The 23,113-nt window shown below is 72.4% G+C and carries 19 protein-coding genes; 6 read left to right on the plus strand and 13 right to left on the minus strand.

Annotated elements, in window-relative coordinates; all coding sequences use genetic code 11:
- Positions 1-4: 4 nt before the first annotated feature.
- Entirely contained in the window at positions 5-1,792 is a 1,788-nt protein-coding gene (locus ACFFR3_RS00485; protein ID WP_345388315.1) for an N-acetylglutaminylglutamine amidotransferase, read from the plus strand.
- Positions 1,792-3,723 (plus strand): S9 family peptidase, encoded by a 1,932-nt coding sequence (locus ACFFR3_RS00490; RefSeq protein WP_379482415.1) that lies wholly within the window; start codon positions 1,792-1,794, stop codon positions 3,721-3,723. The genes ACFFR3_RS00485 and ACFFR3_RS00490 overlap by 1 nt, the downstream gene beginning before the upstream one ends.
- A 52-nt stretch (positions 3,724-3,775) precedes the next feature.
- Here ACFFR3_RS00490 and ACFFR3_RS00495 read toward each other — a convergent pair whose 3' ends face one another.
- The 3 genes from ACFFR3_RS00495 to ACFFR3_RS00505 form a co-directional block, all read right to left on the minus strand.
- Positions 3,776-4,315: a hypothetical protein gene (locus tag ACFFR3_RS00495; protein WP_345388318.1), complete on the minus strand. Its 540-nt coding sequence runs from the start codon at positions 4,313-4,315 to the stop codon at positions 3,776-3,778.
- A gap of 10 nt (positions 4,316-4,325) precedes the next feature.
- Positions 4,326-4,895, minus strand: a complete 570-nt coding sequence (locus ACFFR3_RS00500; protein WP_345388320.1) for a DUF5709 domain-containing protein — start codon at positions 4,893-4,895, stop codon at positions 4,326-4,328.
- A gap of 100 nt (positions 4,896-4,995) precedes the next feature.
- Entirely contained in the window at positions 4,996-5,199 is a 204-nt protein-coding gene (locus tag ACFFR3_RS00505) for a hypothetical protein (protein WP_364371037.1), read from the minus strand.
- 93 nt (positions 5,200-5,292) lie between these two features.
- On the opposite strand from ACFFR3_RS00505, the gene ACFFR3_RS00510 reads away from it, so the two are divergent.
- Positions 5,293-6,462 (plus strand): NADH:flavin oxidoreductase, encoded by a 1,170-nt coding sequence (locus ACFFR3_RS00510; RefSeq protein ID WP_379482416.1) that lies wholly within the window; start codon positions 5,293-5,295, stop codon positions 6,460-6,462.
- On the opposite strand, the gene yicI is transcribed toward ACFFR3_RS00510, so the two are convergent.
- Genes yicI through ACFFR3_RS00530 form a run of 4 tightly spaced genes read right to left on the minus strand, consistent with a single transcriptional unit; the run spans position 6,447 to position 11,898 of the window.
- Entirely contained in the window at positions 6,447-8,681 is a 2,235-nt protein-coding gene (gene yicI / locus ACFFR3_RS00515; RefSeq protein WP_345388324.1) for an alpha-xylosidase, read from the minus strand. The two genes, ACFFR3_RS00510 and yicI, sit on opposite strands and share 16 nt — an antisense overlap.
- A gap of 5 nt (positions 8,682-8,686) precedes the next feature.
- Entirely contained in the window at positions 8,687-9,571 is an 885-nt protein-coding gene (locus tag ACFFR3_RS00520; RefSeq protein WP_345388326.1) for a carbohydrate ABC transporter permease, read from the minus strand.
- Positions 9,568-10,494 carry a carbohydrate ABC transporter permease gene (locus ACFFR3_RS00525; protein WP_345388328.1) on the minus strand — a complete coding sequence of 309 codons (927 nt, stop codon included), beginning with the start codon at positions 10,492-10,494 and terminating at the stop codon, positions 9,568-9,570. The genes ACFFR3_RS00520 and ACFFR3_RS00525 overlap by 4 nt, the downstream gene beginning before the upstream one ends.
- Positions 10,495-10,545: 51 nt before the next feature.
- The gene (locus ACFFR3_RS00530; protein ID WP_364371026.1) at positions 10,546-11,898 is read right to left on the minus strand and encodes an ABC transporter substrate-binding protein; all 1,353 of its coding nucleotides are present in this window, start codon (positions 11,896-11,898) and stop codon (positions 10,546-10,548) included.
- Positions 11,899-12,022: 124 nt separating this feature from the next.
- Here ACFFR3_RS00530 and ACFFR3_RS00535 point away from each other — a divergent pair, with 124 nt between their 5' ends.
- The gene (locus tag ACFFR3_RS00535) at positions 12,023-13,495 is read left to right on the plus strand and encodes a glycoside hydrolase family 43 protein (RefSeq protein ID WP_345388338.1); all 1,473 of its coding nucleotides are present in this window, start codon (positions 12,023-12,025) and stop codon (positions 13,493-13,495) included.
- On the opposite strand, the gene ACFFR3_RS00540 is transcribed toward ACFFR3_RS00535, so the two are convergent.
- Positions 13,480-14,505: a LacI family DNA-binding transcriptional regulator gene (locus ACFFR3_RS00540; RefSeq protein ID WP_364371021.1), complete on the minus strand. Its 1,026-nt coding sequence runs from the start codon at positions 14,503-14,505 to the stop codon at positions 13,480-13,482. The two genes, ACFFR3_RS00535 and ACFFR3_RS00540, sit on opposite strands and share 16 nt — an antisense overlap.
- A gap of 406 nt (positions 14,506-14,911) precedes the next feature.
- Here ACFFR3_RS00540 and ACFFR3_RS00545 point away from each other — a divergent pair, with 406 nt between their 5' ends.
- Positions 14,912-17,209 carry an ATP-binding protein gene (locus ACFFR3_RS00545; RefSeq protein ID WP_345388344.1) on the plus strand — a complete coding sequence of 766 codons (2,298 nt, stop codon included), beginning with the start codon at positions 14,912-14,914 and terminating at the stop codon, positions 17,207-17,209.
- A 15-nt stretch (positions 17,210-17,224) separates the two neighbouring features.
- On the opposite strand, the gene ACFFR3_RS00550 is transcribed toward ACFFR3_RS00545, so the two are convergent.
- The 5 genes from ACFFR3_RS00550 to ACFFR3_RS00570 are packed head-to-tail and all read right to left on the minus strand — an operon-like array spanning position 17,225 to position 21,899.
- Positions 17,225-17,812 (minus strand): hypothetical protein, encoded by a 588-nt coding sequence (locus tag ACFFR3_RS00550; RefSeq protein ID WP_345388346.1) that lies wholly within the window; start codon positions 17,810-17,812, stop codon positions 17,225-17,227.
- Between the two features lie 7 nt (positions 17,813-17,819).
- Positions 17,820-18,728, minus strand: a complete 909-nt coding sequence (locus ACFFR3_RS00555) for a carbohydrate ABC transporter permease (protein WP_345388348.1) — start codon at positions 18,726-18,728, stop codon at positions 17,820-17,822.
- Positions 18,725-19,672 carry a carbohydrate ABC transporter permease gene (locus ACFFR3_RS00560; protein WP_345388350.1) on the minus strand — a complete coding sequence of 316 codons (948 nt, stop codon included), beginning with the start codon at positions 19,670-19,672 and terminating at the stop codon, positions 18,725-18,727. Before ACFFR3_RS00560 ends, ACFFR3_RS00555 begins: the two co-directional genes overlap by 4 nt.
- Complete coding sequence (locus ACFFR3_RS00565) at positions 19,669-20,979, minus strand: ABC transporter substrate-binding protein (RefSeq protein WP_345388352.1); 1,311 nt, start codon at positions 20,977-20,979, stop codon at positions 19,669-19,671. Before ACFFR3_RS00565 ends, ACFFR3_RS00560 begins: the two co-directional genes overlap by 4 nt.
- Positions 20,976-21,899, minus strand: a complete 924-nt coding sequence (locus ACFFR3_RS00570; RefSeq protein ID WP_345388354.1) for a DUF6807 domain-containing protein — start codon at positions 21,897-21,899, stop codon at positions 20,976-20,978. The genes ACFFR3_RS00565 and ACFFR3_RS00570 overlap by 4 nt, the downstream gene beginning before the upstream one ends.
- A gap of 261 nt (positions 21,900-22,160) precedes the next feature.
- Here ACFFR3_RS00570 and ACFFR3_RS00575 point away from each other — a divergent pair, with 261 nt between their 5' ends.
- A complete protein-coding gene (locus ACFFR3_RS00575) occupies positions 22,161-23,036 on the plus strand; it encodes an AraC family transcriptional regulator (RefSeq protein ID WP_364371004.1) in 876 nt (291 codons plus the stop codon).
- Positions 23,037-23,113: the final 77 nt, after the last annotated feature.

Below are 23,113 nucleotides of genomic sequence, written 5' to 3' on the forward strand. Positions count from 1 at the left end.
TGCCATGTGCGGATTGAGCGGAGAGCTGCGCTTCGACGGTGAAGAGGCCGACATCAAAGCCGTCGGGCGGATGACGGAGACGATGGACGCGCGCGGCCCCGACGGCTCCGGCCTGTGGTCGCGCGGCCCCGTCGCGCTGGGCCACCGGCGGTTGAAGATCATCGACCTGTCGGACAAGGGCGCCCAGCCGATGGTGGACGTCGAGCTGGGGCTGGCGGTGGTGTTCAACGGCTGCCTGTACAACTACGCCGAGCTGCGGCACGAGCTGCGCGGCGCCGGTTACCGCTTCTCCTCCACCTCCGACACGGAGGTGCTGATGAAGGCGTTCCACCGGTGGGGTCCGCGCTGCGTCGAACGGTTCAAGGGCATGTTCGCCTTCGCCGTGTACGAACGCGCCACCGGCCGGCTGATCCTGGGCCGCGACCGGCTCGGCATCAAGCCGATGTACCTCGCCGAGGACGGCCGCCGGCTGCGCTTCGCCTCGTCGCTGCCCGCCCTGCTGGCGGCGGGCGGCGTGGACACCGCCATCGACCCGGTGGCGCTGCACCACTACATGACCTTCCACGCGCTGGTGCCCGGCGAGCGCACGATCCTCGCGGGGGTGCGCAAGCTGCCGGCGGCGACCGTACGGGTGATCGAGGCGGACGGCGCCCGCACCGACCACCGCTACTGGGACCCGCCCCACACCCGCGGCGCGCTCCCGGAGGCGGCCGGGCTGAACGGCCGCGAGTGGCGGGACGCCGTCATGGACGCGCTGCGCGCCGCCGTACGCAGGAGGACGGTCGCGGACGTGCCCGTCGGCGTGCTGCTCTCCGGCGGCCTGGACTCCAGCCTCATCGTGGCGCTGCTGGCCGAGGAGGAGCACGAGCCGCCGGTCACGTTCAGCATCGGCTTCGAGGCGGCGGGCGGCGAGCGGGGCGACGAGTTCGCGTACTCCGACCTGGTCGCCCGCCGCTTCGGCACCGACCACCACCGCATCCGCATCCCGGACGAGCGGCTGCTCGACGGGCTGCACGGCGCGGTGCGGGCGATGAGCGAGCCGATGGTCAGCCACGACTGCGTCGCCTTCTACCTGCTGGCGCAGGAGGTCGCCGAGCACGTCAAAGTGGTGCAGTCGGGGCAGGGGGCCGACGAGGTGTTCGCCGGTTACCGCTGGTTCCCGCCGCTGGCCGACGTGCCCCGCGAGCAGGCCGCGGACGTCTACGCGCGCGCGTTCTTCGACCGGCCGCACGACGGGCTGGCCGCGATCCTGCCCAAGGAACGCCTGCTCGGCCACGACGCCAGCGGCGACTTCGTGCGCGAGCATCTGGCCCGGCCCGGGGCGGACACCGCACTGGACGCCGTGCTGCGCCTGGAGACCACCGCCATGCTGGTGGACGACCCGGTCAAACGGGTGGACAACATGACGATGGCGCACGGATTGGAGGCGCGCACCCCGTTCCTCGACCACGAGCTGGTGGAGCTGGCCGCGGCCTGCCCCGCCGAGCTGAAGCTGGCCCACGGCGGCAAGGGCGTGCTCAAGGACGCCGCCCGGCGGCTGCTGCCCGCCGAGGTCATCGACCGGCCGAAGGGGTACTTTCCCGTACCGGCGATCCGGCACGTGGACGGGGCGCTGCTCGACCTCGTGCGTGACGTGCTGACCAGCCGGGCGGCGCGCGAGCGTGAGCTGTTCCGCCGCGACTACGTGGACCGGCTGCTCGCCGACCCGGAACGGGACAGGACGCCGACGGGCGTGAACACGTTGTGGCAGCTCGGCCTGCTGGAGCTGTGGCTGCAGACGCACGGGCTGTGATGACCCGCCCCGCCGGCGAACCCCGCCCGCCCGTGGGCGGGGCCGGGCCGGTGTACCCGTTCGCGCTCCCCCGCCTGGACCACCTGGCTTGGCAGGAGCATCCGCATCCGGACGGGTTCCTGCTCGGCGGGCCGTCGTACGTGCCAGGGGTGTCCGGGCTGACCGCGTGGAGCTGCCTGGCGCCCGCTCTGGCGCCCGACAACAGTGCGGTCGCCTTCGTCAGCGACCACGACGGATCGCCGCGCGTGTGGATCAGGCCGCTGCTCGGGACGGGCGAGGAGTGGGTCGTGGACACGGGGCCGCAGCCGGTGGTGGACGTCAGCTGGGCGCCGACCGGGGCACATCTCGCCGTGCTCGTCGCGCCGGGCGGCGGCGAGCACACGCAGGTGTGGACCGTTCAGCCGCACGGCGGCGACCTGCGGCTGCTCGCCGCGCCCGACGGCGGGTCGGCGTCGCTGGTGCGCTGGACCGCGCGCGGAGAGACGGTCCTCGTCACCGAGACGTCGGCGGACGGCGTGTCGAGGGCCGTGCTCGTGGACGCCGTCACCGGCGGGCGGCAGATCATCGCGGCGGGTCCGCTGCTGCGGCCCGTGGCGATCAGCCGCGACCACGCCAGGATGCTGCTGCGGCGCGGGCCGCGGGGCCGCCGCCGGATGTACGTGGTGGACCTGCGCTCCGAGGCGCTCGGCGGGCACGAACCGAGCGGCGAGCGGCTCCTGCTGCCCGGTCTGCCCGGCTCCACCGACGACGGGGCGCTCTCCCCCGACGGCAGGACCGCGTACCTGGTGTCGGACGCCGGCCGCGACCGGGCCGCGCTGCTCGCCGTGCACCAGGGGGCCGAGGCCGTGGTGCTGGCCGAGCGGCGGGACGCCGAGCTGGACCGGTTCGCACTGAGCGCCGACGGGCGCCGCGCGCTGCTCGTGTGGAACGCGCACGGCCGTTCCGAGCTGGACGTCATGGACCTCGAACGCGGCCGGCTCCGGCACCTCCCGCCCCCGCCGGCCGACGTGGTCACCTCCGCCCGCATCGGCTGGGACGGCGCCCTGGCCGCGCTCGCCGCCGAGTGCCCGCAGGAGCCGTCGCACGTCGTGCTCTGCGACCTCGACCAGGGCCGTTACCGCTACGCCGCCGGCGCGGGGCGGCTGCCCACGGCGGCCGGCGCCGAGCTGGTGCGCTTCCCGGCGCGCGACGGGCTGGAGCTCGCCGCCTGGCTCTATCGGCCGCCGCACGCGCAGGGGCCCGCGCCGTACGTACTGTTCCTGCACGGCGGGCCCGAGGACCAGGAGCGGCCCGCCTTCAACCCGCTCTACCAGAGCCTGCTGGCCGCCGGGATCGGGGTGTTCGCCCCGAACGTGCGCGGTTCAGGCGGGTACGGGCGGGCCTTCCGCCAGGCCGACGACCGCGAGCTGCGCTTCCGCGCCATCGACGACGTCGCCGACTGCGCGGCCGAGCTGGCCCGCATCGGCGCCGGTGACCCGTCGAGGCTGGCCTGCATGGGCTGGTCGTACGGCGGCTACCTGACGCTGGCCACGCTCGTCACCCATCCTGGCCTGTTCCGGGCCGGCGTGACCGTGAGCGGCATCGCCGACTTCGAGACCTTCTACGCCCGTACCGAACCGTGGATCGCCGCGGCGGCGGTCGGCGAGTACGGCCACCCGGACACCGACCGCCACCTGCTGCGCGCCCTGTCACCCCTGCGCGCCCTCGACCGCCTCACCGCTCCCCTGCTGGTGGTGCACGGGGCCCAGGACACCAACGTCCCGCTGTACGAGGCCGAGCAGGTGATCGCCGCGGCCGCCGCACTCGGCCTGCCCTGCGAGTCGCTGGTCTTCGACGACGAGGGCCACGAGATCCGCCGCATCGCCAACCGCGTCAGCTACGTCACCAGGGTCACGGACTGGCTCTCCGCCCATCTGCACCCCCACCGCTGAACGCGCACACCACCGGCCGGGGCCGCGCCATGGCCCGCGCCGTCGCGGTGCGTCAGTAGGGGCGGCCGGTGCCTTCACCGGGGAGGTAGCCGCCGTCGTCGGCGCCCGTGCGGCCGGAGCCGCCGTCCGGGTCGTCCTCCTCGTCCGAGGCCACCCAGTCGACGTCGGCGCTGATGTGTTCGCCGCCGCGCAGCGCGCCCTCCGGCTCCGACGGGGGTTCGCCCTCGTCGTCCACGATGAGGCCGTGTTCCGACTCGTCCACCGGCCCCTGCACGCGGAAACCCGGGTCGCCCGGTTCGCCCCGCTGCTCGCGCCGGTCCTCCGGCATCGGGTGCGGGCTCGGGCCGTAGGTGGCGACGTGGTCCTCGATCTCGTCCGTACGGGCCGCGACCGACTTCTCGCCCGACCCCGCCGTCACCGACCATTCGTCGTCGCGGCCCGTGACGTATCCCATGGGCTCGGCGTACCCGGAGTCGTCGGAGCCGGGGATGCCGGCGGGCCCCACGTCGCCGCCCATGTTGTGCAGGTCGGGGTCGAACGTCGTGCCTTTGTCCTGCTCCCGGCGCTTGTCGTCGTCGTCCTTGCTCGCCATGGTCCTCCCCTCACTCCGGCTCGATGTGCATGGCGGCCTCCTCGGCGGTGAAGCCGCCGCCGTCGGGGCCGACCTCGGTGGCGATCTCGTCGGGCTCGTCGTCCCCGTGTGCGCCCTCGTCGGAGGCGACGAGGCGACCGGCGGGCCGCGGCTCGTCCCACACCTGCCCGGACGGCTCCTCCGGCTGCGCGCCCGGCACGGGGTCGATGCCGCTGTCCCGCTCGCGGCGGGTGTCGAGGTCGGAGCCGACGCCGAGGCCGCCCTCCTCGGTCACCCGGTCCACGGCGGGCGCGTCGAAGTCGTCACCGTCCCGGTGCCCGGCGGTCGCGCCCTCCTCCACCCCGAACTGGGGCTTGTCCTCGGGCACCTCCCGATCCAGCCGCCCGGACAGCGACTCGCCCTGGATCTGCTCGTCGTCGGTGGTGCCGAACTCCTCCACGGCCACCGGCTCGTCGGCGGGCAGGGGCGCCTCCTGCGGATCGACCGCCCACTGCTGCTGCGGCGTGCCGTCCTGGAGATCCGGTATGCCTTCGTCCTCGAACCGCGAACGAGGATCGTGCTCTGGTACGTGATGACTCATCTCAACTCCCTCATGTCGCCCGCTGCCCCCAAGGTCTCCGCAGTAACGCGGCCCGCGCCCCGCCAGGCGAAGCGCGGGCCGCCAGGAGCGCGGGGCCGCCTCACTCCGCCGGCTCGCCGTCCTCCGTGCCGGAGGTGAGGTCCTCGGCCGTCTGGCCGGACTGGCGCAGGGCCTCCTCCATCGCCACCTGGCCGGCGTGCCTGGGCTCGTCCGCGGGCTCGCGGGCGTTCCGCTCGTCTTCCTGGGCCGCGTCCAGCAGCGGCTCAGTGTCGGTTTTCGCCGCGTTCTCATCAGGAGTGGTCATGCGGCTACGGCTACCCCGCGCGTCGAGCAGCGAACGCCCAGGTGGGAGGCGGTACGCTTGCGTCCAAGCGCTTGCTTGGCGAGAGTGGGCGGCATGAACGAGGTGTTCGCGCCCGCCAGGCTCGGGCCGCTGCGATTACGCAACAGGATCATCAAGGCGGCGACGTTCGAGGGCCGCACGCCGCAGGCGCTCGTGTCGGACGCGCTCATCGACTTCCATCGCGCGTTCGCCGAGGGCGGCGTGGCGATGACCACGGTGGCGTACTGCGCGGTGAGCCCCGAGGGCAGGACCGAGCGGCGGCAGCTCTGGATGCGGCCCGAGGCGATCCCCGGGCTGCGGCGGCTGGCCGACGCCGTGCACGGCGCGGGCGCCGCCGTCTCCGCCCAGCTCGGGCACGCGGGCCCGGTGGCCAACCCGGCCTCCACCAGGCTTCCCGCGCTGGCGCCCAGCAGGCGGCCGAACCTGCTCGGCATGAGCATGACCAGGGCCGCCACCCGGGAGGACCTCGAACGCATCGTGCGGGCCCACGGCGATGCCGCTCGCGTCGCCGCCGAGTCGGGGTTCGACGCCGTGGAGATCCACCTCGGGCACAACTACCTGGCCAGCGCCTTCCTCAGCCCGAGACTCAACCGCCGCGACGACGCGTACGGGGGCGAGCTGTCAAAGCGAGCCCGCCTGGCCCGCGAGATCTGCCGCGCCGTCCGCGAGGCGGTGGGCGGCCGGCTGGCGATCCTGGCCAAGCTCAACATGGACGACGGCGTCCGCGGCGGGCTGCGCCCCGAGGAGAGCCTGCAGGTCGCCGCCTGGCTGGAGGCGGACGGCAGCCTGGACGCGCTGGAGCTGACGGCGGGCAGCTCGCTGCTCAACCCCATGTACCTGTTCCGCGGCGACGCGCCGGTCAAGGAGTTCGCCGCGGCGTTCCGGCCGCCGCAGCGGTGGGGCGTCCGCGCCATGGGCGGGCGATTCCTGCGGACATATCCGTACGAGGACCTCTATCTCCTGGACCAGGCCCGCGCCTTCCGCCGCGCCCTGCACCTGCCGCTGGTCCTGCTGGGCGGCGTCACCGGCCTGGAGACCATGAACCGGGCCATGGCCGAGGGCTTCGACTTCGTGGCCATGGGCCGGTCCCTGCTCAAGGAGCCCGGCCTCATCGACCGCATCAGGCAGGACCCGGGCGTCACCTCCACCTGCATCCACTGCAACCGCTGCATGCCCACGATCTACCGGGGCACGCACTGCCCGATCGCTCAGGCGGGCTCGTGACGCCAGCCTGAGGGGGCCGTGGAGGTGACCGACACCTCGCCGCCCGACCGGGTGACCGTGAAGCGGGCCGGCGTGCCGGTCGCGGGGTCGGTGACGGTGAGCGTGGTCTCGCCGTCGGGCCCGGGGTAGACGCGCAGGGTGAGCCCGTCGAGGTAGGCGTAGTCGGGTCGGTCGTCCCTGGCGCCGACGGGCAGCACCGCGCCCTCGCGGACGTAGATCGGCATCGAGGTGAAGCCGTGCCGCTCGGTACGCCAGCGCCCGCCCTCGACCCGCTCCCCCGTCAGGTAGTTCGTCCACGTGCCGTCGGGCAGGTAGAACTCCACCGTCCCGTCAGGGGTGAAGACGGGCGCGACGAGCAGGTCGGGGCCGAGCATGTACTGGGCGTCGAGGTGGGCGACGGTGCGGTCGCCGGGGAACTCCATCGCCATCGGCCGCATCACCGGCGTGCCGCTCTCGTGCGCCTCGACGCCCGCCTGGTACAGGTACGGCATCAGGCGCAGCTTGAGCTTGGTGAACAGCCGGGTGACCTCGACCGCCTCCTCGTCGAACGCCCACGGCACCCGGTAGGACGACGAGCCGTGCAGCCGCGAGTGGGATGACATCAGCCCGAAGGCCACCCACCGCTTGAACACGCCGGGGTCGGGCGTGCCCTCGAAGCCGCCGATGTCGTGGCTCCAGAACGAGAAGCCGGAGAACGCCAGCGACAGGCCGCCTCGCAGGCTCTCGGCCATGGACTCGTACGAGGAACCGGAGTCGCCGCCCCAGTGGACGGGCAGCCGCTGCCCGCCGGCCGTGGCCGAGCGGGCGAACAGCACCGCCTCGCCCCGCCCGCGCCGCTCCTCCAGCACCTCGAACACGGCCTCGTTGTAGAGCTGGGTGTAGAGGTTGTGCATGCGCTCGGGCGCGGAGCCGTCGTGGTAGACGACGTCGAGCGGGATGCGCTCGCCGAAGTCGGTCTTGAACGCGTCCACGCCCTGGTCGAGCAGGCCGCGCAGCTTCGACTGGAACCACCGCGTCGCGTCGGGGTTGCTGAAGTCGACCAGCCCCATGCCGGCCTGCCACATGTCCCACTGCCAGACGCCGCCGTCCGGCCGCCGCAGCAGGTAGCCCCGCTCGGCGGCCTCGGCGAACAGCGGCGAGCGCTGCCCGATGTACGGGTTGATCCACACGCAGACCCGCAGGCCCTTGGCGTGCAGCCGGGCCAGCATGCCCTCGGGGTCGGGGAAGACGCGCGGGTCCCAGGCGAAGTCGCACCAGTTGAACTCGCGCATCCAGAAGCAGTCGAAGTGGAAGACCGACAGCGGCAGGTCACGCTCGGCCATGCCGTCGATGAAGGAGGTGACGGTCCGCTCGTCGTAGTCGGTGGTGAACGAGGTGGACAGCCACAGCCCGTACGACCAGGCGGGCAGCCGGGCGGGGCGGCCGGTGAGCGCGGTGTAGCGTTCGATGATCTGCTTGGGGGTGGGCCCGTAGATGACGAAGTACTCCAGGCTCTCGTCCTCGACGGAGAACTGCACCCGCTGCACCACCTCCGACCCCACCTCGTACGACACGTGCCCCGGGTGGTTGACGAAGACGCCGTAGCCGCGGTTGGTGAGGTAGAACGGCACGTTCTTGTACGCCTGCTCGGAGGATGTGCCCCCGTCGGCGTTCCAGATGTCGACCGTCTGCCCGTTCTTCGCCAGCGGCCCGAAGCGCTCGCCGAGCCCGTAGACCACCTCGCCGACGCCGAGCGAGAGCTGCTGGGCGAGGTGGGCGGACGGCCCCGTCCTGGGCTTGCCGACCGGCCCCGGGTCGGTCTGGGCGTCGGCGGCGAGCTGGAAGTAGCCGATCGACTTGTGCCCGCTCGTGGTGAGCGGCCGGTCGTCGGCGTGGAAGGCCAGGTTCCAGGGGGCGCCGGGCGTAACGGTGGCGCTGAGCGCGCCGCTGGTGAGCGTCGTGCCGTCGGCCTTGGCCGGGCCGTCGCCCGGCAGGTCGAAGCCGCGCTGCTCGCCGCCGCCCCTGTGGTGGTCGATGCGGACGCGGATCACGTTCTCCAGCGGTGACGACAGCCGCAGGGTCAGCACCGGGCGGTTGAGGGTGTCGCCGCGCCGGGTGATGACGGTGGTGGGCGCGGTCACGGTGATCGCGTCGGCGCCGGTGTCGATGTCGTAGGCCTCGGCCGCGTACAGCGCGGTGACGCCGGGACGCAGCTGCCAGAGCCCGTCGGTGAACTTCATGCCCATCAACCTTTCAGGCCGCCGGCGAGCAGGTCCGCGCGCCAGAAGCGCTGCAGGACCAGCAGGAGGATGATCAGCGGGATGACCGCGACGGCGGAGCCGGTGATGACCAGCGAGTAGAGGTCGCCGTCGCCCGCGCCCTTGCCGAGGAACGTGTACAGGCCCAGCGTGATCGGGTATTTGTCCTGGTCGGAGAGCATGATGAAGGGCAGCAGGAAGTTGTTCCAGATGCCGACGAACTGCAGCAGGAACACCGTCACCAGGCCCTGGATCATCATCGGCAGCACGATCGTGACGAAGATCCGCAGCTCGCCGGCGCCGTCCAGGCGGGCCGCCTCCAGCGTGCTCTCCGGCACCGATGCCACCGCGAACACCCGGCACAGGAAGATGCCGAACGGGTTGATGATCACCGGCAGCAGCACCGACCAGTGCGTCCCCGCCAGGCCGACGGCGGCCAGCAGCAGATACTGCGGCACCGCCAGCACCACGCCGGGCACCAGCACGCCGGCCAGGATCGCCGAGAACAGCACCTGCCGGCCGCGGAAGCGGAACTTCGCCAGGGCGTAACCGGCCATCGCCGCCACCAGGGTCGACAGCACCGCGCCGAGCCCCGCGTAGATGAGCGAGTTGAGGCCCCACTTCCAGAACTGGCCGCCCCCGTACGTGCTGAGGTCGATCAGGTTGTCGATCAGCCCGGTGCCCGGCGCGAACGAGAACGTGGTGAACAGCTCACGCGAGGTCTTCGACGAGGCCAGCACCACCCAGGCGACGGGGGTCAGGCAGTAGAGCGCGCCGAGCAGCAGCACGACCAGCGCCAGCCGCGGCCTGCGCCGCTGCACCCCGCGCCGCCGGCCGAACTGGCGGTCGCCGGTGCTCGTGACGGCGGTCATGCGTTGTCTCCGAAGGTCCGGCGCTGGAAGAAGCGCAGCAACAGCAGCGAGATGGCGAGGATGCCGACGGCCAGCACCACGGACGCGGCGGCGGCCCCGCCCAGGTTGTCGTTCGCGAACGCCTCTTGGTAGATCTTCATCAGCGGCACCCACGTCCAGCTGATCGTGGTCGTCATCGGCCGTAGCGTGGCCGGCTCGCTGTAGAGCTGGAGGGTGCCGATCACCGAGAACAGGCCGGTGAGCACGAGCGCGGGCGCCACCAGCGGGATCTTGATCCGCCAGGCGATCTGCAGTTCGCTGGCCCCGTCGATGCGGGCCGCCTCGTAGACCGAGGTGGGGATGGCGCGCAGCGACGTGAAGATGATGATCATGTTGAAGCCGACGCCCGACCAGAGCGCGATGTTGGCCAGCGAGAAGTAGAGGGCGGGGAAGCCGAAGAAGTCCAGCGGCCCCGCGTTCAGCTCGCGGGCGATGTAGGTGACCGGGCTCGTGCTGGGCAGGTAGAGGAAGCCCCACAGCAGGCTGGCGATCACGCCGGGCACCGCGTACGGCAGGAAGATCGCCGTACGCGCGAAGCCGCGCGCCCGCACCCTCGGGGTGTCGAGCAGCAGCGCGAACAGCAGGGCCAGGCCGAGCACGCTCGGGATGGAGATCACCCCGTACAGCAGCACGCGGCCGAGCCCGGCGGCGTACTCGGGGTCGCTGAGCGCGGCGGTGTAGTTGTCCAGCCCGACGAAGGTCTGCACGCGCCGCCCGAACGCCCCGCCGCCTTCGACGCGGAAGCCGCGGAAGCTCAGGTAGATCGCGTAACCGATCGGGATGACCATGAACAGCGTGAACAGCACGATCGCCGGCGAGGCGAACAGCCATGGGGTGGCGACGGCGCGCAGGCGGGTGCGGCGGCCGGCGGAGGAGGCGGGCATGAGACGTCCAGAGTGGGATCGAGCGGGGGCCCTGGGCGGGCCCCGCGCGTCTTACTGGGTGACGGTGTAACCGGACTTCTGCAGATCGGCGACCACCGCCTGCTGCGTGGCCTGGTACACCTCCCGGAAGGAGGACTTGGCCAGCGCGGCCTTGTTGAGCGCGTCGCCGAAGGCGCTCTGAGCCACGTTGACGTTCGGCCCCCAGGTGACCGGGATCGTGGTGTTCTTGATCACCTGGTCGGTGACCTGGTAGAAGTCCTTCTGCTGCGGCATCAGCTTAGGCGGCTCGTGCCCGAGCGTGGCCTGCCGGCCGGCGTTGCCGCCGGGGAAGAGGTCGAGGCCGAGCAGCAGCTTCGAGCCCTCGTCCGAGGCGCCCAGCCAGGCCGCGAACTTCGCCGCCTCGGCGGCGTGCTTCGACTTCTCCGGCACCAGGAACGCCGACCCGCCGAGGAACGGCACGGCCGGGTCGCCCTTCGTCCACTGCGGCAGCGGCGCCGACTCCCACTTGCCCGCGGTGTCGGGCGCGACCGTGTAGAGCACGCTCGGCGCCCAGGCCGCGGCCGCCCAGCTGAGGATCTTGCCCTTGTTGACCTGGGCGTTCCACTCCGGCGTGAGCAGCGGCTCCACCTTGACCAGGTCGCGCTCGACGAGGTCCTGCCAGAAGTCGGCGGTCTTCAGCGACGGCTCGCTCGCGATGCCGACCTTCCAGCTGTTGCCGTCGGTGCTCCACCACTGCGCGCCGGCCTGGGCGGCCTGCGCGGCGAAGAACTCGAGCTGGCTGGCCGCGAAGCTGGCGATGTAGGCCTCGGGGTCCTTCTTGTGGATCTTCTCGGCGGCGTCGGCGTACTCGGCCCACGTGGTGGGGACCTTCACGCCGAACTTGTCGAACAGGTCCTTGCGGTAGGTGAGCACCATCGGGCCGATGTCCTGGGGGACGCCGTACACCTGGTTGTTGAAGGTGGTCTGGGCCCAGATGTTCGGGTCGACGTTCGCCTTGACGGACGCCACGTCGGCGGTGATGTCCTTGACGGCGCCCGCCACGACCAGCGCGGGCACTCCGCGGTACTCGATCTGCACCACGTCGGGGGTGTCGCCCGCCTGGTCGGCGGCCAGCAGCTTGGCGGCGGTGTCGGACGTGCCGCCCACCTCCGAGAGCTTGACCGTGACGTTGGGGTTGAGCTCGTGGTACTTGTCCACGATCGCCTGCGCGCCGGGGTCGCTGCCCTTGAGGCTCCAGGTCCAGAACTGCAGCGTGATCGGGCCGTCCGCGCTCGCCGCCGTGCCCGAGGATTCCGGCTCGTTCGAACCGCATGCGGCCAGCGACGCCGTCAGGGCCGCGACCAGTGCGGCGGCGCCCAGAAGCGTCCTGCGCCTGCGGCGCGAGGGCAGGGAGTGTGGGGTCATGGCGGTCTCCTCGGACAGGTGCTCTCCGGCGGGGGGCCGGGTCTTGCGTGGGGTTTCTAACCTGATGTTAACGTTGTCATTCTGTCAAGCCCTTTTTTGTAACACGCCACCGGAGCCCGCCCCCGTGCCCACCTTTCGCAACCCCGTCCTGCCCGGCTGCCATCCGGACCCGTCGATCTGCCGGGTCGGGGCCGACTTCTACCTGGTCACCTCGTCGTTCGCGTACTTCCCTGGATTGCCCGTCTTCCACAGCCGTGACCTGGTGCGATGGCGGCAGCTCGGCCACGTGGTGGACCGGCCGGGCCTGCTGCCGCTGGAGGGGCTCGACGTCTCCGACGGGCTGTGGGCGCCGACCATCCGCCACCACGAGGGCCGCTTCTACGTCGTGTCCACGCTCGCCGTGCGGCGGCGCGGCCGGATCACCTTCGTCGCCACCGCCGACGACCCGGCCGGGCCGTGGTCGGACCCGGTGCCGCTGGAGGCCGAGGGCATCGACCCCTCGCTGTTCTTTGACGACGACGGCCGCTGCTGGTTCACCGCCTGCCGGGACGCCGCCGGTGACGTCGGGCCGGGCGAGTTGTGGATGCGGGAGCTGGATCTCGAGCGGCTGAAGCTCGTGGGGCCGGCCCACGTGCTGTGGCACGGCGCCGTACGAGGGGCGTGGGTGGAGGCGCCGCACCTGTACAAGCGGGACGGGACGTACCACCTGATCGCGGCCGAGGGCGGCACCGAGCGCAACCACAGCGTCACCGCCGCCCGCGCGGAAACCGTCACCGGCCCGTACGTCACCGACCCGCGCAGCCCCCTGCTCACCCACCGGCACCGGGGCCCCGGCGAGCCGGTGCACAACGTGGGGCACGCCGACCTGGTGGACACGCCCGACGGCGAGACGTGGGCGGTGACGCTGGGCGTCCGCCCCATCGACGGCACCCACACGCTGGGCCGCGAGACCTTCCTGGTGCCCGTCACCTGGACGCCCGCCGGGCCGGTCTTCGCCCCTGAGTCAGGCGGGGTCCGCCTGGACGAACGCCTCCCCTCGATCGCCGCCGCCCTCCCCGAGGACGAGCCCCCGGCCGGGCGGGAGCACTTCGACGGGCCGGTGCTCGGGCCGGAGTGGAACAGCCTGCGCGGCCCGGTGGATCACCTGACGGGCGACGGGCTGGAGATCGAGGCCGGTCCTGAGCCGCTCTCGACCCTGGGCGTGCCGGCGTTCGTCGGGCGGCGGCAGCAGCACGTACGGTTCCGCGCCCGCACCAGCCTCACCTTCACGGGCGCCGAGGCGGGGCTGGCGGTCTTCCAGAACCAGGACCAGCACGCGACGCTCGCGCTCATCGACGGCGAGGCGGTGCTGACCGTACGCGAGTCGGGCGTCCCCACCCGCGTGGCCGCCGCGCCGGTGCACGGGGAGGTCGTGCTGGAGGTGGAGGGCGACGAGACCGGCTACACCTTCCGCGTCGGCTCCACCGCGCTCGGCACGGTCGGGCGCGCCCTCCTCAGCACCGAGCGCGCCGGCGGGTTCGTCGGCGTCTACCTGGGCCTTTATGCCTCCGGCGGCGGGCGGGTGAGGTTCGGCTGGTTCGACTACGAGCCGGCCTGATCCCTGGGCGGGGCGGTGCTGCGGCGGACCACCAGCTCGGGCGGGATGCGCTCGGTCGCGGGCGCGTCGCCCTTGATCCGTCCCAGCAACTGCTCGACGCAGCGCTCGCCGAGCCCGAGGAAGTCCTGACGGACGGTGGTCAGCGCGGGCACCAGGTACGCGGCTCCCGGTATGTCGTCGAAGCCGACGAGCGAGACGTCCTGCGGCACCCGCACGCCCAGCTCGGCGAAGGCCGCCAGCACCCCCATGGCCATCTGGTCGTTGCCGGTGAAGATCGCGGTCGGCGGCTCGGCCTCGTGCCGGGTCACGAGGTAGGTGGCCAGCCGGTAGCCGCTGTTGCCGGTGAAGTCGCCCTCGAACAGCTCGCCCTGGGCCTCCGGCACCTCCGCCAGCGCGGCCCGCCAGCCGTCCACCCGGGCCCGCGCGTCGTAGGTGCGCAGCGCGCCCGTGAGGTAGGCGATGCGGCGATGTCCCAGCCTCAGCAGGTGGCGTACGGCCAGCCGCGCCCCCAGCTCCTGGTCCAGCTCGACGAAACCGAGGTCGGGGTTGGGCACCGTGCCGGACACGATGACCGTCACCGGCACGTCGGTGGCGATCTCGGCCAGCGCGTCCACCACCATGGGCCGGTCGCCGATCACCGCGACCGCCTCGACCGCCTGGTCGGTGAGCCGCCGCAGCGTCTCGGCGAAGTCGCGGGTGCTGCCGCCCTGCCAGCTCGCCAGGTTCACCCAGTAGCCGGCGCGCTGGGCCGCGCTCTGCACGCCGCGCAGCATCCTGGGCAGCTCGTACAGCTCGGCGCCGGCCAGCACCACGCCGATCGTGGAGGAGCGGCGGCTCTTGAGCGCGCGGGCGACGCTGTTGCGCCGGTAGCCGAGCTTCTCGATGGCGGCCTCGACCCTGGCCCGGGTCTCGGGGCGTACGGAGGGGTGGTCGTTGAGCACGCGGGAGACGGTGACGTGGGACACGCCTGCCTCGCGTGCCACGTCCACCATGCCCGGTGCCCGATTCATGTTCATACTCCCGCCTCCGCAGAAGACGGATCATATAGGGCACGCCGTGGTCGCCGGGGTCCGCCTTTGCGGCGTACCCCGATGCGCTGTCCGGCGAATGACCGGTTTTCGTCCTGGTGGCCGGCCGCTTTCATCGGCGAAGATGAAGGGCCGGTGACGCCATTCTCGCCGACGGGGGGTCCGCCTGCCGCACGTGCGGCTCCGGGCGATGATCCACCGTGCCGACATTCTCTGCTTTTCGCACGATCAAACGATCAATGCCCAGCTCAGAACATTTATCCCGCCATTTCGGACACACCTCCGAAATAAACAGACATGACACCCCTAGGTGTTACGGATGGTCTCGTAGACTCCACCCCGGCGGGGCACGGGGCTATGGGCAATGCGCATGGATCGAGGGGTCACCATGTCTGCTGGGATCGTTCAGGAGGGTCAGAGCCTGGGAGCGCTCGTCCGGGCCTGGCGCAACAGGGCGCTGCTGACCCAGGAGGAGCTGGCGAGCAAGACCGGGGTCAACGTACGGACGATCCGCCGGCTGGAGGGCGACGCGGTGGAGCGGCCCCGCAGCAGGTCGCTCCGGCTGCTGGCCGAGGCGCTCCAGCTCGACCCGCTCGAACAGGCCGCCTTCGCCGCCGCCGCCCAGGCGGGCCCTCCTCCCCCGCCCGCCGAAGAGGCTTCCGGCGCGGAGCCCGAAGGCGGGCGGCGCGTGCCACGGCAACTGCCCGTCGGGGTGTCCAGGTTCGCGGCCAGGACGGAGGCGCTGGCGGAGCTGGACCAGCTGCTGAGGCCGCAGGCGGACGGCGCGGCCACCCGGATCTGCGTCGTCTCCGGCATGGCAGGGGTCGGCAAGACGTGCCTGGCGCTGCACTGGGCGCACCGGGCGCGCGGCCGGTTCCCCGACGGCCAGCTCTACGTGAACCTCAAGGGCTTCTGCCCGTCGGGCGACGCCGTGGACCCGCGCGACGCCCTAGGCATGTTCCTTGAGGCGCTGGGCGTACCGCCGCGGCAGATCCCCGACGACCTCGCCGCGCGTTCCGCCCTCTACCGCACGACGCTGTCGGACAGGCGGGTCCTCATCGTGCTGGACAACGCACTGGAGGCCGAGCAGGTCAAGCCGCTGCTGCCCGCGGCCCCGTCCTGCGCGGTGCTGGTGACCAGCCGCAACACGCTGACCGGCCTGGTCGCGACGGAGGCGGCCGCCGCGCTGACCCTCGACCTGCTGCGCGACGACGAGGCCAGGGAACTGCTGGCCGGCCGGCTGGGCGCGGCCCGCGTCGCCGCCGAGCCCGAGGCGGCCGGGGCGATCATCGCCCGCTGCGCCGGGCTGCCGCTGGCGCTGGCGATCACGGCCGCGCACGCCGCCACCCACGCGCTCACCCTGGCCTCGGTCGCCGCCCAGCTCGGCGACCGGCGCCGCCGCCTCGACACGCTCGACGCCGGTGACCCGGCGGCCGACGCCCGTGCCGTCTTCTCCTGGTCGTACCGGACGCTGAGCGCCGAGACGGCCCGCCTGTTCCGGCTGCTGGCGGTGCATCCCGGGCCCGACCTCACCCTCGCCGCGATGGCCAGCTTGGCGGGCGTCACCCGGGAACGGTTACGCGCATTGGTCGGGGAGCTGCGCAGCGCGCACCTGCTCACCGAGCACCTGCCCGGCCGCTACAGCCTGCACGACCTGCTGCGCAGCTACGCCGCCGAGCTCGTCCGCCCGCACGCCGCCGAGCGGCGGGCCGCGCTGCACCGCCTGCTCGACCACCACCTGCACACCGGCCACGCCGCCGCCCGCCTGCTCAACCCGCACCGCGAGCCCATCACCCTCGCCCCCCGCCAGGCGGGCGTGACGGTCACCGCGTTCGACGGCTACGAGCAGGCGTTCGCCTGGTACGCGAGCGAGCACCGCGTGCTGCTCGGCCTGATCTCGCGGGCCGCCGCCGAGGCGTTCGACGTGCACGCCTGGCAGCTCGTCTGGGTCGTCACCGACTTCCTCTACCGGCAGGGCCACTGGGACGAGTGGCGCGCCACCCAGCGCGCCGGGCTGGCCGCCGCCGAGCGGCTCGGCGACGTACGCGCGCAGGCCATCGCGCACCGCGGCATCGCCATGGCCTGCTCGAACCTGGGCCGGCACGTGGAGGCGCAGCCGCACATCAGGCTCGCGCTCGACCTGTACGACCGGCTCGGCGACCGCGTCGGCCAGGCCCACACCCACGTCAACCTGTGTGCGCTGCTCTACCGGCAGGGCCAGTACGCCGAGGCGCTGCACCACGGCACCCGGGCGCTGCGCCTGTACGTGGCCGCCGACGACCTCATCGGGCAGGCGATGGCGCTCAACACGACGGGCAACGTGCTCGTGGAAACCGGCGAGTACGAGCAGGCGCTGCGTTACTGCCGCCGGGCCGCCGCCCTGTACGAGCAGCTCGACGACCCCAACAACCAGGCGCTGACCTGGGACACCATCGGCCACGCCTACCACCGGGCGGGCCGGCACTCCGACGCGGTGGCGTACTACCGGCGGGCGGCCGCGGTGTTCGAGGAGCTGGACAGCCGCTCCTTCCTCGCCCAGACGCTCGTCAACCTGGGCGACGTGCACGCCACGGCCGGCGGACGGGAACAGGCCCGCGCCGCGTGGCGCCGGGCACTCGACCTGCTCGCCGAGTCGGGCCAGCCCCAGGCGGACGCCGTACGCGAGAAACTCGCCGCCCTCCCCTGACCAGGGGCGCAGGTCTCAGGCGCGCTCACCCGCCGAACGCAGGTCCACGACGGCGGCGGCGAACGCCAGCGGGCCCGGCAGCAGCGGCACCAGCAGCGGGATCGCCCAGGCGAGCAGGACCGCCAGCAGCACCGCGCAGGCCAGCAGGAGCGTGCCGCGCGGGTCGCCGGCCGAGCGGTGCAGCGCCGTACGGACCGACGGCCCGTACGGCGAGGCGACCGCCCGCAGCCCGACGGTCAGCGCCCCCAGCGCGAGCAGGGCCAGCGCGGTCGCCATGACGCCGGCGCCCGGCAGCCCGGCACGGACGAGCGCCAGGTCGACCAGCAGCACCCCGGCGAGCAGCGGCAGGGCCAGCCCGGCGGCGAGCGTCCCGGAGCTGAGCCGGGCGCGCAGCCGCCGCGCGTACCCGGCGGCGGTGACGTGCGCGCCGCCGGTCGCGGACTCCCTGAGCGCGGCGGACGCGGCGGCGAACGCGGCCGGCACGGTCACCACCGGCAGCGCCGCGACGGTGGTCAGCAGCCCGGCCAGCAGCATGTCGGCGAAGAGCGCGAAGCCCGGCCCGAACGGCTCGCCGGGCGCCCTGTCGGACGGAACGCGGGCCATCCCGCCCTCAGCCCTTCAGCCCGGAGGTGGCCATGCCCTGCACCAGGTAGCGCTGGAACACGAAGAAGAACAGCACGATCGGCAGCACCGAGATCACCGACATGGCGAACATGGGTCCGTACGCCGAGGTGCTGGACTGGTCGACGAAGCTGCGCAGCGCGATGGTGAGCGTGAAGTTCTCCGGCGCGAACAGGTAGATCATCTGGGTGAGGAAGTCGTTCCACGACCAGATGAAGGTGAAGATGGCCGTCGTGATCAGCGCGGGCCGGCTCAGCGGCAGCGTGATCGCCCAGTACGTACGGAACGGCCCGCACCCGTCGATCCTCGCCGACTCCTCCAGCTCGCGCGGCAGCCCGCGCATGAACTGCACGATGAGGAAGACGAAGAACGCCTCGGTGGCGAGGAACTTCGGCAGGATCAGCGGCCAGTACGTGTCCACCAGCCCGAGCCGGTTGAAGATGATGTACTGCGGGATCAGCACGACGTGGTGCGGCAGCATCAGCGTCGCCACCATGAAGCCGAACATCACCTTGCGCATCCTGAACCGCAGCCGGGCGAACGCGTAGGCGGCCAGCGAGCACGACAGCAGGTTCCCGATCACGCAGCCGCCGGCGATCAGCAGCGTGTTGACGAACAACCGGCTGACCGGCACGCCCGACACGCCCTCCAGGGCGGTCAGGTAGTTCGACCACTCCAGGTGGCTGGGCAGCAGGTCGAGGCTGGTCACCACCTCGTCGGCCGGCTTCACCGAGGTGGCGAGCAGCCAGACCAGCGGATAGAGCAGGATGAGCAGGCTGACGGCGGCGATCACGTGCGGCAGCCCGCGCCGGACGGCCGCGCCCGGCGCGGTGGTCAGGGGCCCGGTGCTCAGGGGCCCGGTGCTCAGGGGCCCGGTGCTCAGGGGCGAGGTGGTCATCGTCCCTCCTCGTCGGCGTAGAAGACCCAGGACCGCGAGGTCCTGAACAGGATCAGGGTGACCACGCCGATGGCGATCAGCAGCAGCCAGGCCATCGCCGCCGCGTAGCCCATGTGGGAGGCGGTGAAGCCGCGTTCGTACAGGTAGAGGGTGTAGAACATGGTGGAGTCCGCCGGGCCGCCCTTGCCGCCGCTGATCGCGAAGGCCGGGGTGAAGACCTGGAACGACTGGATGATCTCCAGCACCAGGTTGAAGAAGACGACGGGCGACAGCATCGGCACGGTGACGGAGACGAACTGCCGCCAGGCGCCGGCGCCGTCGAGGGCGGCGGCCTCGTACAGCTCGGGTGAGATCTGCTGCAGCCCGGCGAGGAAGATCACCATGGGCGCCCCGAACTGCCACACCGCGAGCAGCACCACCGCGAAGACCGCGAGATGCGGGTTCCCGACCCAGCCGCCGGTGTCGATGCCGAACCACTTGAGCACGTCGGTCACCGAGCCGCCGTCGTTGAACAGCGCCCGCCACACCAGCGCGATCGACATGCTCGCCCCGAGCAGCGACGGCGCGTAGAAGGCCGAGCGGTAGAAGCCCCTGCCCCTGGTGAGGTTCTTCAGCAGCAGCGCCGCGCCGAGCGCGAGTGCCAGCTTCAGCGGCACGGCCACGACGACGTACAGCAGGGTCGTGCCGACCGAGCGCCAGTAGCGCGGGTCCTCGAAGAGCATCTCGGCGTAGTTGCGCAGGCCCACCCACTCCGGCGGGTCGAACAGGTCGTAGTCGGTGAACGACAGGTAGAGCGACACCGCCATCGGCAGCAGCGTCAGCAGGCCGGCGCCGATCATCCACGGCGACATGAACACGTAGGCGGGCCACTGCTTGTCGCGCACCCGGCGGGGGCTCTGCGACGGCGTGGTGCGCGCGGGCGCGCGGGTCGTCAGGGTGGTCATGACCGCAGCTCCCTGTTCGCCTCGTCGATGAACTCGCGCGCCGCCTGCCTGGGCGTGGACATCTCGAACATGACGCGCTGGTAGATGCGGCCGAAGGCGGTCTGGACGGCGACGTCGCCGCTCGGCGGGGCGGTCGGTGGCGCGTCCATGCCGTACTTCTCCATGGTCTGCGCGTACCGGTAGGTCTCCAGCTCGGGGCCCTCGAGCGTGGTGGCGACATCCGCGGCGATCAGCCGGTTGGGCGGGGTGGAGCGGGTGAAGCCCTGGGCGGCGCCCGCTCGCCGGTCGTTGAGCAGGAAGTCGATCAGGCGGGCCGCCTCCTCGGGATGCTCGGTGTGCGCGCCGATGCCGAGAAGCATGCTGGGCTTGAAGTACGAGCCCGCGTGCCCGCCGGTCGTCGGCACCGGCGCGAAGCGGATGGAGCCGCCGAGCATCGTCACGTAGCCGGGGAACGGCGCGTCCCAGGTGAAGTCGGCGGCCGTCAGCCGCCTGATCATCGGGCTGGTCTCGGTGCTGCCGGCCTGCGCGGTGTCCTCGGCCGCGGCGATCGCGCCCTCCCTGCGCATCCGGTCGAAGTAGGTCCAGAACTCGGTGAGGTCGTCCTCGGTGAAGGCGATGCGCTTCTGCTCGGCGTAGAGCTGCCCGCCTCTGCTGCGCAGCCACACCTCGAAGATGTCCTCGTTGCCGCCGCCGTCGTTGGCGCCCCTGACCGGGCGGCCGTCGGGCGCCTTCAGGCCGAGTGCGGCGATCGCCTTGTTGGTCTCCTCGAAGTCGTCCCACGTCCAGCTCGGCCGGGGTGCCGGGACGCCTGCTTCGGCGTACAGGGCGGAGTCGTAGGCGTAGCCGGTGATGCCGCGGCCCTGCGGCAGGGCGTACTGGGTGCCAGCGAAGGTGCCGGTGCGCAGGAAGCCTTGGTCGAACTCCGACGTCCTGATCGTGCCGTCCTTGATGAACGGGTCCAGCGGCAGGAGGGCGCCGCCGCCCGCGTACTGGGAGATCTGCCGGTAGTCGAGCTGGGCCACGTCCGGGATGCCGCCGCCGGCCGCCTGTGTGGCGAGCTTCTGGACGTACGCGCCGAACTCGGCGTTGGAGGTGCGGACCGTGAGGCCGGGGTTCGCCTGCTCGAAGAGCTTGACCGCCTCCCTGGTACGCGCGGCGCGGTCGTCGTTGCCCCACCAGGTGAAGGTGAGGGTGACGCCCTGCTGCTTCGCCGTCGTACTCGTCGAGGAGCAGCCGGTGAGACCCGCTGCGGCCGCGGCCAGGAAGGTGCGGCGGCTGACGAGCGGCCGGCCGGGCGTCGCGCTCACCAGGCGTGCCCCGCGAGGTGGGCGGCGACCTTGTCGCGGTCCCAGGCGCCGTCGGCGATGACGACGCGGTAGGCGCGGCTGAGCGTCTCGCCCGGGTCGAGGACCAGCTCGTCGTGGAACGCCCACGAGGGGGCGACGGCGGCGAACGGGTCGCTGCGGACGAACCAGTGGGCCGGGTGCGTGCCCTTCTCCCCCAAGTGGTCGTTGGAGGGAGCGTGCTCGAAGACGAGCGTGGCGTGGCCGTCGCGGCCGTCGTGCTCGGCGACGTAGGCCAGCCACGGGGCCTGGACGCCCATCAGGTCGCCGCCGTCCGCCTCGGCGGTGAAGACCCGGCCGCCGCGGAACGCCCGTGGCCCGCGCCAGAACAGCCCGGTGTAGCCGGCGGCGGGCCGGCCGTGCGTGGTGGGGCTGCCGAAGCGCAGCGGCTCGTCACGCCGGTTGGTCGCCGCCGAGGTCCAGGTCAGCGACCAGCTTCCGGACTCCGGATCCACGTCGCGCACCTCGATGCGGCGCTCCTCCTCGGCCCACAGCTCGCCGCCGTGCGGATGCCAGGTGAGGCGCTCCGCTATGACAGCGCTGTCAACCCGGGCGTGGACGTCGTCGAAAGCGACGTGCGCCATCGAGCCGACCCGCTCGGGCAGCGGCAGGTAGCCCTCGCCGTGCACGTACGTGTTGCCGCCCCACAGGTTCTGGCCCGACAGGTGGGAGGCGGTCAGCTGGAGGCCCTTGTGCCAGCGGTGGTCGTTGGGGCGGTAGTCGGTGACCAGGCCGCCGGACAGCGTCCTGATCGGATGCAGGTAGGGCTTGGGCGCCTCCCATGCCGCCTCCGGGCGGTAGACGTAGGCGAACAGCTCCGTGCCGCTCGCCTCGTGCACCACGGTGATGCGGTCGCCGTGGGCGTGGATCAGTGCCAAGGTCATGCGTGAGTCCTTCTCCTCGCGGATGGCGGCCTGGCGCCCGGTCTGGGGGCGGCGCCGTGGGGGTCGGGGTCGCCGGGGCCGATACCGCCCGCAGGTGGGTAACGGACCGCCCGAAAAGACGATTGTCAACGCGCTGTTCCAACGTTGTAACAGCCGACTTTCCACAAGGTCAACCCTTCTGTAAAAAAGGCTGGACCCTTCGGGAGATATGGACATACAGGCGGGACGGGCGCGCGAGGCGGCTCGGCGTAGGGTGGAGTGATGGGACTCGACGAGCTGCTCTCCCTGCTCGACCGGCACGTCCGCCCCGACGAGACCACCGCCGTCGACGGCCTGCACATCGCCAGGATCGAGCAGCCCGGCCCGCCCTCGCCCTCCATGTCGGGCACGGTGCTCGCGGTGCTCGCCCAGGGGGCGAAGCGGCTCGTGGTGGGCGACCGGGTGCTCGAATACCGGCCGGGCAGCTACCTGGTGGCCTCCATCGATCTCCCTTGCACCGGCCACTTCGTGGACATCGGCCCCGGCCACCCCGCCGTGGGGCTGGCGCTCGTCCTCGACCCGTCCGCCATCGCCGACCTGCTGCTCCACGCCGACCCGCCGCAGGGGCGGGAGCCCGCGCTGCCCGGCATCGCCGTCGCGTCCATGACGGACGACCTCCTCGACGCCCTGACCCGCCTGGTCCGCCTGCTCGACCGGCCGGGCGACCAGGCCGTGCTGGCGCCCATGGTCAAGCGCGAGATCCTGTGGCGGGTGCTCACCGGCGACCAGGGCGGCACCGTACGCCAGCTCGGCCTGGCCGACAGCAGTCTCAGCCACGTCGCCAGGGCGGTGCGGTGGATCAAGGAGCACTACGCGGAGCCGTTCCGCGTCGAGGACCTGGCTCGTACGGCCGGCATGAGCCCGTCGGCGTTCTACCGGCACTTCCAGACCGTGACCGCGCTCAGCCCCATCCAGTTCCAGAAGCAGCTCCGCCTCCAGCAGGCCCGCCTGCTGCTCGCCGCCCATCCCCGCGACGTCACCGCCGTCGCCCACAGCGTCGGCTACGACAGCGCCTCCCAGTTCAGCCGCGAATACCGTCGCCAGTACGGCCTGCCCCCCAGCCAGGACGCCACCCGCCTCACCGGCCAGCCGATGTGATCTCACCGCGCGTACGACGGCGGCGGCGGTGCGTGCGCCGCTTTGACACTCCCCTTGGGTAACCGCTATCTATTAGC

It is taken from the genome of Nonomuraea salmonea (assembly GCF_042428605.1).
GTDB lineage: Bacteria > Actinomycetota > Actinomycetes > Streptosporangiales > Streptosporangiaceae > Nonomuraea > Nonomuraea salmonea.